This window comes from Serratia odorifera (assembly GCF_041448735.1).
In the GTDB taxonomy this organism is placed as follows: domain Bacteria; phylum Pseudomonadota; class Gammaproteobacteria; order Enterobacterales; family Enterobacteriaceae; genus Serratia_F; species Serratia_F odorifera.
Genome location: NZ_JBGMUT010000017.1, coordinates 1 through 18,581 on the forward strand (window position 1 = coordinate 1; position 18,581 = coordinate 18,581).

The window sequence follows — 18,581 nt, forward strand, 5'->3', positions numbered from 1 at the left end:
AGTAGGACACTGCCAGGCATCAAATAAAGCAACAAGCCCTACGTGAAAACGTAGGGCTTTTTGTTTTGTCTGTTATCTGCTGTATTGCTCGAGTATGGGCAGGCGCTCTGTCCGTCTGGAACGGATGTGAACCCCGCTGGCGGCGGCCGGTGGGGGTGAGCCTCGGGATAAGACGAATATTGCAGGACACGGTCAGGCATCAAATAAAACAACCAGCCCTACGCGCAAGCGTGGGGCTTTTTACTTTGGCAAAACCCTCTCCGCTGCAATTTTTTGGCCCCAATTACATTATTTTTTATCGCCATCACAACCATACGGTTTTCTGAACCGTGATGTTTATTTTCTTCGCCTGCTAACTCTATTGTTGTTAACTTATAAACAACAATAGAGTCACAATTAACGGCGCGATGCCATTTGGCCTGGAGAATATGCAATGACAGAAACAACCTCGGGTGTAGCAGACAACACGGCGGCGGAGGCGCACGATAAGAAACAGCGCATTTTTGCCATTGTGGGGGCTTCGTCAGGTAACCTGGTGGAGTGGTTTGACTTCTACGTTTACTCCTTCTGTTCGATTTACTTTGCTTCATCATTTTTCCCGGCAGGTAACAGCACCACCCAGTTATTGCAAACCGCCGGCATATTCGCCGCCGGTTTTTTCATGCGCCCGATCGGCGGCTGGCTGTTTGGTTATATTGCCGACAAACATGGCCGAAAGAATTCGATGATGATTTCGGTATGCATGATGTGTGCAGGATCGTTGGCGATTGCCTGTTTACCGGGCTATGCCGCGATTGGTTATTGGGCGCCGGTGTTGCTGCTGGTCGCACGGCTGTTCCAGGGGCTGTCGGTCGGAGGCGAATACGGCACCAGTGCTACCTATATGAGTGAGGTGGCGATTGCCGGTCGTCGCGGATTTTTTGCCTCTTTCCAATACGTTACTCTGATCGGCGGCCAGTTGTTGGCATTATTGGTTCTGGTGGCGCTGCAACAGGTGTTGTCTGCCGATGAATTGAAGGCCTGGGGCTGGCGCATCCCGTTTGCACTCGGCGCGGTGTTGGCGATTGTCGCGTTGTTTCTGCGCCGTGCGTTGAACGAAACCTCTGATGCCAAAACCCGTAATCATAAGGACGCGGGTTCACTAACCGGGCTGTGGAAGAATCGCCGGGCTTTCTTGATGGTATTGGGTTTTACCGCTGGCGGTTCGCTGAGTTTCTACACCTTTACCACCTATATGCAAAAATATCTGGTCAACACCGCGGGCATGGATGCCAAGCTGGCCAGCGGCATCATGACCGCCGCCTTATTTGTCTTTATGTTGCTGCAACCGGTGATTGGCGGGCTGTCTGACCGTATTGGTCGCCGCAATTCGATGCTGACCTTTGCCACCCTGGCAACGCTGCTGACGGTTCCTATCCTGTTTACGCTAAAAAGCGTCACCAATCCATACCTGGCGTTTGGCTTGATCGTCGTGGCCTTGTTGATCGTCAGTTTTTATACCGCTATCAGCGGTCTGCTTAAGGCCGAGATGTTCCCACCGGAGGTGAGGGCGCTGGGGGTGGGGCTGTCTTATGCGGTAGCCAACGCCATGTTTGGCGGCTCGGCCGAATACGTGGCGTTGTCATTGAAATCGTTTGGTATCGAAAATGCCTTCTTCTGGTATGTGTCCGGCATGTGCCTGTTGGCGTTGATAGTCTCACTGCGGCTGCATGCCAAGGGGAAAGAGATTCAGCTCTAGCTTAACGGGTGGCGTGGTAGAGACTATAGCCGGTTGCGGCGCCTGCCACGTCCCAGGCGAAGTCCTTCCAGCTCCAGCCGGAACCGCCTGCGCGACTGTCGTACAGCTCTTTGGCGGCACCAAGACCGATGGAAAACGCCAGGCCGAAACTGCGGCTATGAGGCTCACTCCAGCCCTGGCGATCGCCATAAGCGCTGCCGGCGGCGGCAAAGGTGGCGGAGGCGATGAAATGTTGTGCCTTGTCTTTTCCCGTCCACGCGTCGTTGGCCCAATGGCTACAGCCACTGAGCAGCAACAAGGGAAGCAAAACAGTCGATCGCAGCAAATGCATTATGAAAACATCCTGTTGTCATGGCGCATAAAAAACCCCAGCCTCGGCCGGGGTCGATTACAGCAAGTATAGCCGGATTAAAGTATACGGCTTATCAATCGGTCAATGCGGATCCGACGCAAACGGCGGATTAGCTTGCGCACTTTGATCGGGTACTGCTGAATGCTTTGCAACTCTTGGAAGTGGCTCACTACGGTGGTATGGGTGCGGATGCACTCCAACTCTCTGTGGCGCTGCTCGCGCATTTCCTGCTTGGGATCGTGGATCAGGATGGCGTTTTCCAGATCGAGGCGCCAGGCGCGCGGATTCAGGTTATTGCCGGTGATTAACTGCCATTCATCATCGACCCACATGCCTTTCAGATGGTAGCTGTTATCGCCGTCTTTCCATAGGCGAACAATCAGTTGTCCGGTATCGACATAACGCTGCAAGCGCGTCAGAAAACGGCGCAGGTTGATTTCGTACAGGTATGGCAGCGCGCCGATGATCTTGAACGGTTGATCTTCCGGGATATAAAAATCGTTGGCGGTTTTGTCACCGACGATGATTTCTACCTGTTTACCCTGACGCAGCAGATAAATGATATTGCGTACCAGCAACGCCGGCAGGTTGAAGTATGGTGTGCATAGCGTCAGTTTTTGGTCGGCGCAGGCCATCAGGTGATGAATGGTTTTGTTCAACACGCTTTGCTTGCCTAAACCCACCAGTGGCGTTACCGCCAGTTCATCATTACCCGCCTTGCCACGGAAGTGGTAGCCCGCTCTGCGTAGCGCAAAGCGAAAGTTCCGTGTTTCGTTTTTGATCTCCGGACTGCTGGGGCGATCGCAGCGATCGAGGCGTTGCACGGCCCCGGCGGTCAGTAAATGCTGTTTGATGTAATCGATCATGGTGTCGGCCAGCACGACGTTGCTGATCAGCTGGTAACGGTCGTAGCGGTATTTTTCATGCTGATGCAGATACACGTCGTTAATGCTGGCACCGCTATAGATCACGGTGTCATCAATGACAAAACCCTTCAGGTGCAGTACGCCCATGGCTTCGCGGGTATTTACCGGCACGCCGTATACCGGGACCGATGCGTCAGGGTGCTGGTCTGCCATTGAACAGTACCAGTCGGCATTGGTATTGGTCGCCTCGGCGCCAATGCGCCCGCGTTGTGCGCGGTGCCAGTCGACCAGTACGCAAACTTCCAGTTCAGGACGGTTTTGCTTGGCAAGATACAGCGCGTTCAGAATATCGCGGCCGGCATCGTCGTGTTCCAGGTACAGAGCCACCAGATAAATGCGTTGCGTTGCGTTGGCGATAGCATCGAGCAGGGCGGCGCGATAATCAGACGGCGTGTATAGAGTACGGACATCGGCCACCGTCTGGGGGAGTTTTGGCAATTGTGCAAGGTGTTGTTGATGTTTGCTACGTTTAAATTTTGACAACATCACAGTGCGCTTCTTCTCTCATAATTAGATGGCCGGAACGCCACATGCATTAAAACATTAAAATAAATAATCGGGCGATAATACCACTAGTTGCCTCGATTGTGCGTATGTTTTGGCGTTAAGTAATGGATTCGTAGCGCATTGCGACGCCGGTCACTTCTCGGTGCCAGTCCGTAGCGGCAGGGTCAAATTGACGATGCCGTCTTCAAGCTGTACGTCAACCGCAAAGCCCAGCTTTTCGGCCAACGCCACCATACCGCGATTATTCGGCATGGTGATACCGGTCAGGCGCAACAGGCCGTGGCTGTGGGCGTAACCGATCAGCTTTTCCAACAGCTGGCGACCCAGTCCCAATCCCTTAAGGTCGGAACGCACCAGGACGGCGAATTCGGCATCGGTGTTGTCGGGGTCGGACATCGCGCGCGTTACGCCGATAATTTCCTCCCCCTGGCGAACGGCAACAAAAGCCATCTCCCGATCGTAGTCGATCTGCGTCATGTTAGCCAAATCGTCATGGGTGAACTCGTTGATCTCACTGAAATAGCGATAATAAAGATCTTCTTTGGTGACGCGATCGATAAAGTGTTTCAATGCCGGTTCGTCTTCCGGCAGGATCGGCCGGAATAGGCAGTGCGATCCGTCTTTCAGCGTGATGGTTTCTTCCAGCTCATGTGGATAGGGGCGGATCGCCAGCCGGGCCTGAGGATCGCCGCTAAACGGTGCCAGCTGCATTGAAACGTCGAGCAAGGTGAATTCGTCGCCAGCGGCCAGTACCGGGTGAATATCCAGCCGGGTGATTTCCGGGCAGTCGAGGATCAGGTTGGAAACCTGTACCAGCAGCCGGCTCAGACCAGGAATATCCAGCGGGCGCAAGGCGCTGCGCCCACGGATCTTGCCGCCTTTTACCGCCTGCAACACCAGATAGCGCGCCAGTGCCATATTGAGCGGCGGCAGGGCAACCGCCACCTGATTTTCCTGACGCCATTCAAGGCCGCCTTCGCCCAGCATAATCAGTGGGCCGAAGATCGGATCCTGCTCCACCGCGATGCGCAACTCCTGCGCACCAGCGCGATTCGCCATGCTTTGCACCAACAGGCCGTGGATCCTGGCCTGCGGGTAGGTACGTTTGACGCGATCGAGAATGGCGTCTGCGGCGCGCTGCACTTCAACCGCGGTGCGCAGATACAGCATCACACCCTGAACCTCCGACTTGTGCGGGATGTCAGGCGAACGCAGCTTCAATGCGACCGGATAGCCGATCTGCTCGGCGATATGCACCGCTTCGGCACTGTCGCCGGCAATCCAGGTGGGTAGCGTGCTGAGACCATAAGCTTGCAGGATCGGTTGTACCTCGTGGGTGTCGAGCTGCTTGGCGCCTTCCTCCAGCGCCTGGTGTATCAACTGATGTGCTTCGGCAGTGTTGGCCGTCAGGCCGATGGGCAGCGCGGGCGTTTCCTTCAACTGCTTCTGATTGCGGCGATACTCCACCATATGCATAAACGCCGTCACCGCCCCTTCCGGAGTGCGGTAGGTGGGAATGCCCGCTTCGGTAAACAGCCGCCGTGCCTCCTGCGAGGAGTATTCGCCGCACCAGTTGGTTAACAGCGTAATGCGTTTGCCGCGTGGATGGCGGCGTATGGCGTCAATCAGCGTCTCGGCGGTGTCGGTGCCCGGTGCGGCGGCGCTGGGGGCGTGGATCAACAGCAAGGCATCGTAATCCGTACTGTCGAGCAGGGCTTCAACCGTGGCCAGATAGCGGGCCGGTGTCGCGTCGTCACGCAGATCGATCGGGTTGCCGAGGTGGATGACCTCAGGCAGCACGTTGCCGATTGCTGTCTGGGTGGCTTCGCTCGGCACCGCCAGTTTGCCGTTGCGACGCAGCAGTTCATCCAGCGCCATAGCCGCTGGCGCGGCGCCGTTGCTGACGACCATCAGGCGTTCGCCACGCAGCGGATGCATGTGGCTTAGGGTTTCTACCGCGGAAAACAGTTCATGAGTGTCCTGAACCCGCAACAGCCCGGCGCGTTGTATTGCCGCGTCGTAGGCCGCGTCCAACCCTTGCTGACTATTGAGCAGGCGCTGCGCCTGCTGGCTACGGCCACTCTTGATCACCAGAATGGGCTTATTGCGCGAAGCGCTGCGCGATGCCGACAAAAAGCGGCGGGCATCGTTGATATTTTCCAGATACAGCAAAATGGCGCTGGTTTTGCCGTCGCGTGCCAAAAAGTCCAGCAGGTCGTCAACGTCGATATCCAGGCTGTCGCCGAGCGCGATAAAATAAGAGAAACCGACTTCACGCTGTTGTGCCCAGTCAAGAACGGTGTTGGCCACCGCGGCGGACTGTGAAATAAACGCCAGTTTGCCTTTCTGTATCGGTACCGGCGAGAAACTGGCGTTGATGCCTTGCCACGGCGCCAGTAACCCCAGGCTATTGGGGCCGAGCAGCCGCATGGCGTAACGCTGCGCGCAGGCTTTCAACTGTGGGAACTGCGCCGGTGGTGACGACAGCACAATGGCGGTTTTGCAGCCGCGTTCGCCGAGCGCTTCAAGGAGTTCCAGATTACGGCTGGCGTGGGTGCAGAGTACGGCGAGATCGGGCGTTAGCGGCAGGCTGGCGACGTCAGGATAGGCCATTACGCCACATACCGCGTGATAACGCGGCGTGACCGGCAACACCGGGCCGCCAAAGCCACCGTTCAGCAGATTGCGCATCATCAGGAATCCGGCACGTCCAGGCTGTTGGGATGCGCCAATCACGGCAATCGATTTGGGACGCAAAAGCGCTTCCAGGCCTCGCTGGCTCATAACCTCACTCCTTAGCGGAAACGTTGTTGCCTGATTCTATACCCTTATTCCCTGCGCTGTATCTTTGTTGGTCGCCTTTGCTCGCTCCGGTCACAGAGTTGGCGTCGTTTTGCTGACCTGAGCGCGGGCCACGTAGTGCAGCACGTCAGCCAGGATCGCTTTGCGGCACGGCGTGCAGCGTCGGAGCCGCCGGCCGCGTAGGTTTGCCGGCCAGATATTGCTGGCGGAAATGGCTGAAGTGTTGACTGAGCCCCTGCGCAGCGGCGCCGTCACCTGCCTGGAGCAGCAAGGCTGCGGCCACTTCGGCGGTACAGTGCTGTTCTGTTCGGCTGGCTTCGCGCAGCTGATAGTCGGAGGCGGCGGCAACGTTCAATGAAAACACCGGAAAGCTATTGAGGTACGGGCTTTTGCGAAACATTTTGCGCGCTTCTGCCCAGGTGCCATCGAGCATGATGAACAGCGGCGGTTTAGCGTTGGCGGGCAGCTCGCTGCATACCGGCCGTTGGGGATCGGCGTAAGAGGCCGGGAACACCACATAGGGCTGGCGCTCGGGGTCGTTGATGGCAGCCAGCAGCGCAGGATCGATCTCGGTACGGGACCAGAGAAACGCCTGGGTATCTGGCAGAATATCGGCAATCAGCCGGCCGGTGTTGCTGGGTTTTAACGGCTCGGCGCCGAACATGATCAGGCAGAAGCGGCTGGTGGCCTGCTGCGGCGTAATGGTATCGCAAAGGCAGTTTTTTTGCGGCAGCAGGCAGCCCTGACAACGCGCCACGCGGCAGCCGCGCGCCAGAAACGGGCGGGTTGAACGATCCAGACGGAATTGACGCAGGCGAAGTACGGCGTTGTCGGTCATAGCAGTCCTGAATAAAACCGCTATTGTAGCGTAGAAAAAAGCCCGGCGGGAGTGCGCGCGGGCTTAAGTTCGCCTGGGCGCCGTACATAATGGCCGGCGGCGTACAGGGCGTTTATGCGTTAGACTAGCTCATTGAGCCAATTGTCAAATGGCGCTTTGGGCATGGCACCGTTGAGCATGTCGACCATTTTACCATCGCGGAAAAGCATAATGGTTGGAATGCTGCGGATGCGGAAACGGGCGCTCAGCTCCGGTTCGGCTTCGGTGTTGATCTTGACGAAACGAACTTTGCCGGCGCGTTCTTCGGCTACGTCTTCGAAAATCGGTGCAAAGTTGCGGCACGGGCCGCACCACGGTGCCCAGAAATCGACCACGATCGGCAGATCGTCTTTTAACAACTGGTCAAAGGTCGCGGCAGTGGCGTTGATGACGTCACCGTCGAATAATTCATGGCCACAGCGTCCGCACTTGGCGCCGTCTGTCAGACGATCTTCCGGAACGCGATTGGTGGCGTTACACGCTGCACAAACTGTATTCATGGTTACCTCGGATACGCAAGCTGGCATACCGCCCCGGCAGGGCGCAGGTATGCTTCTGTAATAGTGTCTATTATCGTTAAAATGATGTATTTGAACAAAGTGGTTTGTTCAATGAATTTAATAGTCGGGGGCTTTTATCGCCGTCATACTGCCGCATGTCTCTCTGTCGGTGACGGTGACTCGGCTCGGCAAGGGATCCTGCCCCGTCGGGGCAGGGATACGCGCAGGTGCTGCGGCAATGCGACGCGAATTATTGCGCATGGCGCAAGTTAGTGGCTAAGTGCACCGACATCAGGTAATCTTCGCGCCCTGCGCGTTGGTGGAGAAGACAATGAACGACTCATTTAGTGGCAAGAACGGCAAAGTTAAAGTGATGTACGTCCGCAGTGACGATGACAGCGGCGACGACCGTAACAAAAACAAACGTCCGGCAGGCAAGGGCCGTCCGGCAGACAATGCACGCGGCGCCCGTAGTGGCCAGGATAAACCGCGTGGCGGCAACGATCGTCGCACCAGCGATTCGCGCCGCAGTGATGGCGATCGTCCTCGTCGCCCGGCGCGCAGCGAAGAGCGTGGTGGTTATGATTCACCGTGGAAAACCGTGTCCCGCGCCCCGGACGACGAAGCGGCGTTCGATCACGGTGGCATCAGTGGAAAAAGTTTTATCGACCCGGAGCAGCTGCGTCGCCAGCGTGCGGAAGAAACGCGCGTCTACGGTGAAAACGCCTGTCAGGCGCTGTTCGCCAGCCGCCCGGACGCCATTGTGCGTGCCTGGTTCGTGCAGTCGGTCACGCCGCGTTTTCGTGAAGCGTTGCGCTGGATGGCGGCCAACCGCAAGGCCTACCACGTGGTGGATGAAGAAGAGCTGGCGAAGGCGTCCGGCACCGAACACCACGGCGGGGTATGCTTCCTGATCAAAAAACGTCAGGGGCTGGATGCGCAGACCTATCTGCAAAGCGCGCCGGCGAAAGACTGCGTGCTGGCGCTGGAAGAAGTCGGCAACCCGCACAACCTGGGCGCTATCGTGCGTTCATGCGCGCATTTCGGCGTGAACGGCGTATTGTTGCAGGATCCGGCGCTGCTGGAGTCTGGCGCAGCGGTGCGTACCGCCGAGGGTGGCGCGGAGCATATCAAGGCAATCAATGCAGATGACTTCCTGTCGGTGCTGGATACCTTCCGCAAGGCAGGCTACACCATCGTCACTACCTCCAGCCATAAAGGGACTACGCTGGCACAGGCCAAACTGCCGGCCAAAATGGTGCTGGTGCTGGGCCAGGAGCGCGACGGTCTGAGCGACAGTGCATGGCAGCAGGGCGACATGAGCATCTCCATCGGTGGTACCGGTAAGGTAGAAAGCCTCAACGTATCGGTGGCAACCGGCATTCTGCTAGCCGACTGGTGGCGTCAGAACCAGGCATAACCGCGGTTTTTCGCATAAAGAAACGGGCGCTCAAGAGCGCCCGTTTTATTTGGTCTGCGATCAGTGCGCGCCACCGCCGCCGCCGCCGGAACTGAATGGCGGTTTGGCGAACCACACCAGCGCCAGCAGGATCAGGAAGACCCCTGCGGCGAGCCAGAAGATCTCGTTAGCCGAGATAATCAGCCCTTGCGCGGTGATTTCGTTGGCGATGTAGGCCGACGACTGCTGCTGGCTCATGCCGAGCTGCTCCAGTTTGTGGTACATCTCCTGCGACTGCGGATTGTAAGGGTTTACAAATTCCGCCAACTGCGAGTGGTGTTGCGATTCACGCTGTGTCCACAGCGTGGTGGTAATCGAGGTACCAATCGAGCCGGCCAGCGTACGCACAAAGTTCGACAGACTCGACGCCGCCGCCATACGTTCCGGCGGCAGCCCTGACAGCGTGATGGTGGTCAGCGGCATGAAGAAGCAGGCGATGGCGAAGCCCTGGACAAACTGTGGCCAGGCCGAGGCGCCAAAGTCCATACCCGGTTCAAAGGTGTAGGCGCGCCAATAGAAGCACACGGCATACATAATGAAGCTGAACGTCACTAAGCGGCGCATATCCAGCCGGTTGCCGAATTTGCCGATGATCGGCGACAGCAGCACCGGAATCAGCCCGATAGGCGCCGACGCCAGTCCGGCCCAGGTGGCGGTGTAGCCATACACCTCCTGCAACAGCTGCGGCAACAGCACGATGGCGCCGAAGTACAGCATATACGCCAGGCTGATACAGAGCACGCCGATGGTAAAGTTACGCGACTTGAACAACGACAGATCCACCACCGGATGGTCATCCGTCAGCTCCCACACCACCAGGAACAGCAGCGCCACTACCGCTACCACCGTCAGGGTGATGATCTCGGTCGAATTGAACCAGTCCAGTTCCTTGCCCTGATCGAGCATTACCTGCAGTGAACCGATGCCGACTACCAGCAGAATCAGGCCGACGGTATCGATAGGCTTGATTTCGGTTTTGGTTTCCCGCCCCTTCAGCGTCGCCATGGCGGCCAAAATCACGAACAGCCCAATCGGGATGTTGATGAAGAAGATCCAGCCCCAGTGATAGTTGTCACTGATATAACCGCCGAGGATTGGCCCGAAAATCGGCGCGACGATCACCGTCATCGACCATAGCGCCAGGGCCATGGCCCTTTTGGCCGGCGGATAGTTGTTCAGCAACAGGCTCTGCGACAGCGGAATTAACGGCCCGGCCACCAGACCCTGCACCACGCGGAAGAAGATCAGCATGCCCAGACTGTTGGAGATGCCGCACAGCCACGAGGCGAGGGCGAACAGCGCCGTGGACCACAGGAACAGGCGTACTTCGCCGAAACGCTTCGCCAGCCAGCCGGTGATCGGAATGGAGATGGCATTGGCCACCCCAAACGAGGTGATCACCCAGGTCCCCTGGGAGTTGGATGATCCCAGGTTACCGGCGATGGTCGGTATCGCAACGTTGGCAATGGTGGAATCCAGTACCTGCATAAAGGTCGCCATGGCAAGCGCGATCGTCATCCAGGTTAGCTGGGCTCCCTCAAGCGGTTTTTGTGCCAAGGTAGCCTCCCGCGCGCTTAACCGGCGTTCGCATGAATGACATCGGCGATCAACTGGTCAACCGGCGCCAGGTTCAATGCCAGCGCATCGCTCTGGTAGCGTGGTTTGTCGCGCACCACATCAGACAGCACACGGCCGTTGAGATCGGTGGTGTCGACCGTTACCAGCGTAGACAAACCGATGCGTAACGGATGATCGGCTATCTGCTTGGCATCCAGTTCGATACGTACCGGCAGGCGCTGAACCACCTTGATCCAGTTGCCGGTGGCGTTTTGCGCTGGCAGCAGCGAGAATGCGCTGCCGGTACCCATATCGATACCGACCACTTTGCCGTGATACACCACGTCGTCGCCGTAGACATCGCTGACCACGGTAGCGGATTGACCGATGCGCATATTGGCGATCTGGGTTTCTTTAAAGTTGGCGTCAACCCAGACGTGATCGGCCGGTACCACCGCCATCAACGGCGAACCGGCGGCGATTTGCGCGCCAACCTGCACGCTGCGGCGCGATACGTAACCGGTGATCGGGCTGATGATGCTGGTACGTTGCAGCGCCAGCCAGGCGTCACGCATTTGTGCCGCCGCCTGTTTGATCGCCGGCTGTTGTTCCAGCGGCGTGTCCAGCACCATCGCCTGATTGGCGTTGTACTGTTGCACCGCCACGTCGAGCGCGGCCTTGGCACTGGCGACCGCGTCACGGGCGTGTTGCAGTTCTTCGCGGCCGATGGCGTCGGCGTTGCCCAGTATCACACGGCGCTTGAGATCATTTTCCGCCTTGCTCAGGTCAGTTTTGCGCAGGGCAATATTGGCCTGATACTGTTTGCTATTGATGATCAGCTGGTGGGTTTGGCGCACGCTGTTGGCCAGCGCGGTTTTTGCCCGCTCGAACGCCTGTTGGGCATCGGTCGGATCGAGCGTAACCAGCACATCTCCCTGCTTGACGTAATCGGTGTTATCGAAATTAACACGGTTTACGCTGCCGGAAACCTGGGCCATGATCTGGACCTGGTTACCGGCAACATAGGCATCATCGGTTTCCTGATGGTGACGCAGCACCAGGAACCAATACACTAAATAAGCCACCCCAATAACAATGAAAATAACCGTCAGCAGCAGCAGCCAGAATTTACGCTGCTTCTTTTTGCCTTTCGGTTGCTGCGGGGTTTGAGTCTCCGCGCTTACGCTCATGGTGTTCTCCACGCTCTAATTCCCTTGAAGGGATATCTATTATTATGCTTTCGAATCCGCATTGGTTGGGGCCTGATAGCCACCGCCCAGGGCACGGATCAATCCTATCTTCGCCTGCATCATATTGCTGCTGGCGACAACTTCCGCCTGTTGCTGCTGAATCAGCTGCGTCTGGCTGGATAACAGCTCGTCGCGCCCGATAATCCCTGCCTGGTATCGAGCGTTTGCGACACGGTACACCTGTTGCATCGATTGGGACGCTGATGCCGCCTGCTGCAACTGCTGGGCAGTGCTTTGCTGAACGGTAATGGCATCGGCAGTTTCCTGTACGGCATTCAGGATAGTCTGGTTGTAGCCTTCTACCGCCTGATCGTACAGCGCGGACTCTTCGCCCAGTTTGCTGCGCAGCGCGCCCGCGTGGAAGATCGGCAGCGAAAGGGCCGGCGCGATATTCCAGGCCTGGCTGGCGGCCTCAAACAGGTTCGGGCTGGTACCACTGGTATTGGTGGTGGTCAGGCCGGCGAAGGCGGAAATGGTCAGGCTGGGGTAAAACTCTTTGCGAGCGGCAGAAACGCGCTGGCTATACGACTCGACCAACTGGCGCTGCGCCGCAATATCCGGCCGTTTACCCAGCAGATCGGCGGTCAGTTCCCCTTTCGGCGCCAGCAGGCTGTCTGCCGGCAAGCTCACCGGACGCAGTTGCTGCATGGCGTTCGGCCCGTGACCGGTCAGGGCGGCAAGTTGGTGCTTGAGCTGTTCTATCTGCGATTGCAGTTGCAGAATCTGCTGCTTGGCGCTGTCAGACTGCGCCTTGGTTTGTTGCGGCACGTCAACGCCGGACAGGCCGGCCTGATATTGCTGCTGGCGCAGCTGGGTCAGGCGGTCGTTGTTATTCACTTCCTGCTGGAGCAGTTTTTCCTGCGCATAGTTGCTTTGCAACAGGTAATAGGCGGAAGCCACCGAACTGGTCAGCGTGAGGGCTGCCTGTTCCTGCTCGGCACGTGCGGCGTCGACCTGGGCCTTGGCGGCTTTGACCTGGTTGCGGTATTTACCCCACCAGTCAAATTCATAGGCCAGATTCAGCCCCAGCGAGTTGGAGCTTTCATAGATCGGCCTGTGCGGATACCCCAGCCCCATATTGACGTTTTGCGGAATGCGCTGACGGGTAGTGCCGGCGTTAAGGTCCAGGTTCGGCCCGTTGGCGGCGCTGGCTTCACCCATCACGCTCTGGGCTTCGCGCACGCGTGCGGCGGCCTGTCTCAGCGACGGGGAGCTTTGCAGCGCCTGGGTCATCAACCTGTCCAGTTGAGGATCGTTGAGTGAGCGCCACCACTGTGGGCTGATCGCCAGCGAGCTGACTTTCGGCTGTGCCAATTGCAGCTGCTGCGTATCCATCAGGGTCGATTGGGGCGCTATATTGTCGGTAGATGCACAACCCGCCAGCAGTAATACCGCGAACAGCGGGGTGAATCTCCAGTTAAACGGGGATCGCATAAGTTTGGTTACCTGAACAGAAATTGAGGATTAGGATAACTGTTCTGTGACTTCCATTTGATCCAGACGTGCCAGCAGCTTGCGCGTCAATTGCTCAAGCTGTTGCTGTTCATCGTTATTCAAGGTGGACCAAAGGAAATGCAGACATTGGTGCTGTGGCGGCAGCAGTTGAGCCAGGAATTCTTCTCCTTGCGGCGTCAAATGCAGATGCAGACAGCGGCGGTCATTGTCGCTTTCCCGGCGTTCAATCCATCCGCGTTTTTCCAGTTCGTCGGCGATACGCGTAGCATTGGTGCGCGACGAGCCGAGCGCCGAACTGAGCTCGGAAGGCTGGATGCTATGATTTTCCTGCGCATCCAGGGTAATCAGTGCCATAAACAGAGTTTCGTTAATCCCTTGCGCCTTCAGCATTTTATTGCGGTTTTCCAGCAATTTGCTTTGCATATGCATGCAAAGGCGCGTCAGCAGAATTTCCTGGTAGGGGAAGTTCTTTTGACGTTTTGCACGGCAATTCAGCATGTTTTCAATGGGAGTAAACGAGCTTTCCATAGTTTTTGGCCTCATTAATTTCGTTCGATATAGTAACGATAGTGATTAATAATGTAAACGTTCAGCACGGTGAATAATTTAGCAATTCGTGTCATTTGTAAGCCGTTTGTAAATGCCTAACGCTGGAAATGGCAGCATTTTGGGCGCTGGCGCACGAAATTGCCCATCACGTCAACTGAAAATCATAAATAATTTTAATGTAATGCCAAACGAGAGCGCACCAACCAAGGTGGAGGAAATGATGCTTTTGCTGCGATAGAAGCAGAGGCTTAATGCGGCAAAACCCACCAGCGTCGGCAGCAGTTTGTCAGGTTCGCGCATTACCACTGGGGTGCTGGAGACTACCAGCAGCGCGCAGATCGACGCGATGCCGATACTGTCGAGCAGCAGCGCCGTTTTGCCCCGTTTCAGGCCAGGTTGTCGCTGGCGCGTCGAGCTCAGACGCAAGGGCAGATAACGGAACAGATAATTGGCTGCGCCCACCAACAGACTGATGACGATCACTTCAGTTTTCATCAACGATCTCCGCCCGCGTCGGCTGCAATAGCGCAGCCAGGCAGCCGGCGCCGATCCCGGCCAGAATGGCCACCGGAATGGAGAAAAACACCACGCCAAGCAGGGCGCCGATCAGTGAGAGGGTGATAATCAAACTTTGCGGTCGTGTGAATGCCGCCAGCAGAAAACTGAGGAACAGCGCCGGCAGCATAAAGGCAAGAGAGGCTTCGATCACCGGAAACTGCGCTAATGGCCCATTGCCAAACAGCGCGCCCAGCGCGGTGCCGGCTACCCAGGACAGCCAGGAGCAAAGCGCGATGCCGAGCATCCAGTTTTCACTCCAACTGCGGTTGTCGCGCATCAGTTTGGCAGTGGCGGCAGCGAACACTTCGTCGGTCAGGCCGAAGGCCCAAAGCGCAGTTTTACCGGGTGACAGGCGTGAAACAATGCGGTGGCGCAACGCCGGACCGTACAGAACATGGCGAACGTCCATCGCCATCACCGTCAGGGCGGCGACCCACAGCGACATGCCGGCGCTTAACAGCGCGGTAATCACGAACTGGCTGGCGCCAGCGTAAATGATGCAGGAAAACAGCAGGCTTTCCAGCGGCGTAAAGCCCAGTTTGACGGCGCTGAGGCCAAACGCGAAAGCGACCGGAATATAGCCAACCACGATCGGCAGGCTATCGACCACGCCATTGGCGAAGGTGGAACGCACGGCTGGGGGAAGCAAATTCTCTGCGGCTTGGCTTTGCATGTTATCGGACACAGGGTAGATAGGAGGTCAATAGTTTATCTTCAGAACATTACCAGAGTGGGCGTAATGTTTATACCCTGTGCCGCTAATAAATTGCCGTTGTGATTGTTCGCTTGCTAATCAGATGCTCGCCGTGCCGGGGGCCTCATGGCGTTTGCCGCGCCACCAGGTCAGCAGGTTCAATACGCACAACATGCCGCCCGACGCCGCCACGCCGTTCCAGCCGGCATGTTGATAGGCAAAGGCCGACAGCAGCGAACCCAGCGCTCCGCCAATAAAATAGCTGGTCATGTAGCCGGCGGTCAGCCGATTACGGGCGTCGGGCATGATGCGGTAAATTACGCTCTGATTGGTCACGTGAACCGCCTGCACCGCCAGATCCAGAACCACAATGCCGAGTAATAGTGCCCACAGTGATTGTTTAGCCATGGCGATGGGTATCCACGACAGCAGCAGCAAAATCAAGCCGACGGTGGTGGTCAGCCCGCCCTTGCCTTTATCAACCAGATGCCCGGCGCGCGTGGCGGCCAGTGCCCCGGCGGCACCCACCAGACCGAACAGGCCGATGGTCGCTTCGGAATAGCCAAACGGCGGCGCTGCCAGCAGAAAGGCCATCGAGGTCCACAGCACGCTGAAGTTGGCGAACGACAGCGCTCCCAACAACGCTCGGGTACGCAGCAGTGGCGTACCGCCGAACAGGGAAAAAATCGACTTCAGCAGTTGTGGATAATTCAAACCGCTATGCTGCTTGTAGCGCGGCAGGGCGCGCCACAGAATCAGCGCCATGGCAATCATCAGCACGCTGGCTACCCAGTAGATGGTTCGCCAGCCGCCAAGGGTGGCCAGGGCGCCGGCGACGGTACGTGCCAGAAGGATGCCCAGCAGCAATCCGCTCATGATGATGCCGACGGTTTTACCGCGTTTTTCCGGATGGGCCAGCGTGGCGGCCAACGGCACCAGAATCTGCGCTACCACGGAAAACAGGCCGGTCAGCGCGGTGCCCAGGATCATGATCGGCAGGGTGGTGGAACTGGCGGTAATCAGCATGCCGCCGGCGGCCAGCAGCGTCATGAAGACGATCAGCCCGCGTCGTTCGAACATGTCCCCGAGCGGTACCAGCAACAGCAGGCCGACCGCATAGCCCAACTGGGCGGCGGTGACGATAAAACCGGCCTGATTGACCGACAGGTTGAAATGCTGCGCGATGGTTTCCAGCAGCGGCTGGGCATAGTAATTGCTGGCGACCGCCAGACCGGTAGCGACGGCAATCAGGGCGATCAATACCGGACTCAGGCCCGGCTGTGAAGGTTGTTGGCTCATAAGATATCAATCAAGGAAAAAAGTTAGCCGAAGTATCAGGCAGGACGACGTGCGAAACCAATGTATAATTTTCATTTGATTAATCTCATTTTGCGATAAATGCCATGAACCTGAAACAGATCCGCTTTGCGCTGGCGGTGGCCGAAGAGCAGAGCTTTACCCGGGCGGCACAACGCTGCCATACGGTGCAATCGGCTCTTAGCCACCAGATTGCCAAGCTGGAGGAAGAACTGGGATGTGCATTGTTCGAACGCACCTCGCGGCGGGTTACACTGACCACCGCCGGACAGGCGTTTATTCAACCGGCGCAGCGGCTGCTGGCGGCGAAACAGACGCTGGTCGAAGAGGTGGTTGCGGCCAGCGGCACGGTGTCTGGCACCTTGACCATTGGTACCATATCAACCATAAACGCGATTGATCTGACCGAGAAACTGGGGAATTTCCACCGCCATTATCCGGCGGTGAATATCCGGCTGTATGTGGGGATGAGTGAAGCGCTGCTGGAGGATGTCCGCCAGCAAAAAACCGACGTGGCGTTTGTTGGTATCTGGCCGGGAGATATTGACATGTTGCCGGTGTCGCATCGGCAGTTGACCGATGAGCCGCTGGTGGCGCTGGTGGCGGCACAGCATCCGTTGGCCAACCGTCAGCAGGTCAATTTGCATACCCTGTCACAAGTGCCGCTGGTGGACTTTTACAGCGGTACCGGCGCCCGGCGGCAGACCGATCGCGCGTTTCAGGCGGCAGGTATCAAGCGGCATGTCAGTTTTGAAATCGACCATATCGAATGGCTGGAGAATCTGGTGCGGCGAGGACTGGCGGCGGGCATTGTACCGATCTCGACGGCGCAGCGCCTGAATTCGCTGGTGTCGATTCCGATTGAGGAGGGACCGCGGCGGCAGGTGTATTGCGTGTGGCCGCAACCGCAGTCCAGAACCGCCGAGCGTTTTTTACAGTTCAGCGGGATAGATATGGCGCAATAGCGTTGGGGCGCAGCAACCTGCGCGCCCCGCGGCAATTATTGTTTCGCGGCCTGTTCCGCGCTTTTCACCCAGCCATCGAAGGTGGCCTGGTGCGCCTTGATCCAGCCATTGACGTGGTTTTCGATATCCGCTTCGGACGACTGGCCTTCATGCATCCGCAGGTTTTGCGCATTCACGTCGGCAATCGGCAGTTTCATGATGGCAAACAGTTTGGCGGCAGCCGGGTTGGCCTGTGCCCATTGCTTGTTGGCGGCGATGCGCATGGTGTTCACCGGGAAGCCGTAGTTGGCGCCGTTAGGCAGCTTGGTATCGACGTTTTTCTGTTCGCCTGGCAGAGAGGAGAACGGCACTTGCAGCCATACCACATCGCGGCCCGGTACCAGCACGTCGCTGACCCAGTACGGAGTCCAGGTGTAGTACAGGATCGGCTTGCCTTCTTTGTAGCGGGTAATGGTATCGGCGATCATCGCCGCGTAGTTGCCCTGGTTGTGCTCGACGGTGTTGCTCAGGTCATAGGCCTTCAGATGGTGATTGATTACCGCCTCGCAGCCCCAGCCCGGCGTACAGCCGGTCAGATCGGCCTTGCCGTTGCCGTTGGAGTCGAACAGTTTGGCGATTTTCGGATCCTTTAACTGCTCGACGTTGGTGATGTGATACTTTTCGGCGGTTTTCTTGTCGATCAGGTAGCCCTGCGCTGCGCCGTCGACATAAACGCCTTCACGATAGAACTTGGCATCGCCGCCGGCAGCCTTGTACTGATCGGCATGCAGCGGATCCCAGTTCACCGCCAGGAAGGTGGCGTCACCGGAGGCGATCGAGGTGTAGGCAACGTTGTAATCCACTTCACGTGGCGCTTTGACGTCATAACCCAGTTTTTCCAGCGCCTTGCTGACCAGCAGCGTCTGGAAGGTTTCTTCAGAGATGGTGCTTTGTACCGGCTGTACGCTGACGCCCTTGCCGGGCAGATCGGCGGCGTAGGTCATCTGTGAACCGATAAGTGTGGTGAGGGCCACGGCCCATATTCCTGTCTTGCGCATAGTGAAATACCTTTAATAATGATGTTAAGCCGGGATTT

The 18,581-nt window shown here is 57.4% G+C and carries 16 protein-coding genes; 3 read left to right on the forward strand and 13 right to left on the reverse strand.

All coding sequences use genetic code 11. From position 1 onward, the window contains the following. Positions 1 to 433: 433 nt before the first annotated feature. On the forward strand, positions 434 to 1,738 hold the full coding sequence (locus ACCC84_RS22225) for an MFS family transporter (RefSeq protein WP_039991822.1): 1,305 nt from the start codon (positions 434 to 436) through the stop codon (positions 1,736 to 1,738). Position 1,739: 1 nt separating this feature from the next. Here the strand turns inward: ACCC84_RS22225 and ACCC84_RS22230 are convergent, their stop codons facing one another. The 5 genes from ACCC84_RS22230 to trxC all read right to left on the reverse strand — a co-directional run bounded on the left by ACCC84_RS22230 (position 1,740) and on the right by trxC (position 7,702). Further along, positions 1,740 to 2,069 carry a YfiM family lipoprotein gene (locus ACCC84_RS22230; protein WP_004959327.1) on the reverse strand — a complete coding sequence of 110 codons (330 nt, stop codon included), beginning with the start codon at positions 2,067 to 2,069 and terminating at the stop codon, positions 1,740 to 1,742. A gap of 77 nt (positions 2,070 to 2,146) precedes the next feature. Beyond that, positions 2,147 to 3,502, reverse strand: coding sequence for a CDP-diacylglycerol--serine O-phosphatidyltransferase (pssA, locus tag ACCC84_RS22235; RefSeq protein WP_164844331.1), 1,356 nt, complete (start codon positions 3,500 to 3,502; stop codon positions 2,147 to 2,149). Between the two features lie 153 nt (positions 3,503 to 3,655). After that, on the reverse strand, positions 3,656 to 6,307 hold the full coding sequence (locus ACCC84_RS22240) for a bifunctional acetate--CoA ligase family protein/GNAT family N-acetyltransferase (RefSeq protein WP_004959332.1): 2,652 nt from the start codon (positions 6,305 to 6,307) through the stop codon (positions 3,656 to 3,658). 145 nt (positions 6,308 to 6,452) lie between these two features. Beyond that, complete coding sequence (locus ACCC84_RS22245) at positions 6,453 to 7,163, reverse strand: tRNA-uridine aminocarboxypropyltransferase (RefSeq protein WP_004959334.1); 711 nt, start codon at positions 7,161 to 7,163, stop codon at positions 6,453 to 6,455. A gap of 119 nt (positions 7,164 to 7,282) precedes the next feature. Next, a complete protein-coding gene (gene trxC, locus ACCC84_RS22250) occupies positions 7,283 to 7,702 on the reverse strand; it encodes a thioredoxin TrxC (RefSeq protein WP_004959337.1) in 420 nt (139 codons plus the stop codon). Between the two features lie 331 nt (positions 7,703 to 8,033). On the opposite strand from trxC, the gene ACCC84_RS22255 reads away from it, so the two are divergent. Beyond that, positions 8,034 to 9,122, forward strand: coding sequence for a tRNA/rRNA methyltransferase (locus tag ACCC84_RS22255; protein WP_004959340.1), 1,089 nt, complete (start codon positions 8,034 to 8,036; stop codon positions 9,120 to 9,122). 60 nt (positions 9,123 to 9,182) lie between these two features. On the opposite strand, the gene emrB is transcribed toward ACCC84_RS22255, so the two are convergent. The 7 genes from emrB to ACCC84_RS22290 all read right to left on the reverse strand — a co-directional run bounded on the left by emrB (position 9,183) and on the right by ACCC84_RS22290 (position 16,523). Continuing rightward, positions 9,183 to 10,718 carry a multidrug efflux MFS transporter permease subunit EmrB gene (gene emrB, locus ACCC84_RS22260; RefSeq protein WP_039991823.1) on the reverse strand — a complete coding sequence of 512 codons (1,536 nt, stop codon included), beginning with the start codon at positions 10,716 to 10,718 and terminating at the stop codon, positions 9,183 to 9,185. A 17-nt stretch (positions 10,719 to 10,735) separates the two neighbouring features. Then, on the reverse strand, positions 10,736 to 11,908 hold the full coding sequence (gene emrA / locus ACCC84_RS22265) for a multidrug efflux MFS transporter periplasmic adaptor subunit EmrA (RefSeq protein ID WP_004959345.1): 1,173 nt from the start codon (positions 11,906 to 11,908) through the stop codon (positions 10,736 to 10,738). A 42-nt stretch (positions 11,909 to 11,950) separates the two neighbouring features. Then, complete coding sequence (locus tag ACCC84_RS22270) at positions 11,951 to 13,402, reverse strand: efflux transporter outer membrane subunit (protein ID WP_004959347.1); 1,452 nt, start codon at positions 13,400 to 13,402, stop codon at positions 11,951 to 11,953. Positions 13,403 to 13,432: 30 nt separating this feature from the next. After that, positions 13,433 to 13,951 (reverse strand): transcriptional repressor MprA, encoded by a 519-nt coding sequence (gene mprA, locus ACCC84_RS22275; RefSeq protein WP_004959349.1) that lies wholly within the window; start codon positions 13,949 to 13,951, stop codon positions 13,433 to 13,435. Positions 13,952 to 14,122: 171 nt separating this feature from the next. Beyond that, the gene (ygaH, locus tag ACCC84_RS22280; RefSeq protein ID WP_004959351.1) at positions 14,123 to 14,467 is read right to left on the reverse strand and encodes an L-valine transporter subunit YgaH; all 345 of its coding nucleotides are present in this window, start codon (positions 14,465 to 14,467) and stop codon (positions 14,123 to 14,125) included. After that, a complete protein-coding gene (locus ACCC84_RS22285) occupies positions 14,457 to 15,203 on the reverse strand; it encodes an AzlC family ABC transporter permease (RefSeq protein ID WP_371902351.1) in 747 nt (248 codons plus the stop codon). The genes ygaH and ACCC84_RS22285 overlap by 11 nt, the downstream gene beginning before the upstream one ends. A gap of 120 nt (positions 15,204 to 15,323) precedes the next feature. Continuing rightward, a complete protein-coding gene (locus ACCC84_RS22290) occupies positions 15,324 to 16,523 on the reverse strand; it encodes an MFS transporter (RefSeq protein ID WP_004959356.1) in 1,200 nt (399 codons plus the stop codon). Positions 16,524 to 16,627: 104 nt separating this feature from the next. Here ACCC84_RS22290 and ACCC84_RS22295 point away from each other — a divergent pair, with 104 nt between their 5' ends. Further along, the gene (locus ACCC84_RS22295) at positions 16,628 to 17,506 is read left to right on the forward strand and encodes a LysR family transcriptional regulator (RefSeq protein WP_004959358.1); all 879 of its coding nucleotides are present in this window, start codon (positions 16,628 to 16,630) and stop codon (positions 17,504 to 17,506) included. Positions 17,507 to 17,541: 35 nt separating this feature from the next. On the opposite strand, the gene proX is transcribed toward ACCC84_RS22295, so the two are convergent. Beyond that, positions 17,542 to 18,543, reverse strand: a complete 1,002-nt coding sequence (proX, locus tag ACCC84_RS22300) for a glycine betaine/L-proline ABC transporter substrate-binding protein ProX (protein ID WP_004959361.1) — start codon at positions 18,541 to 18,543, stop codon at positions 17,542 to 17,544. Positions 18,544 to 18,581 lie beyond the last annotated feature (38 nt).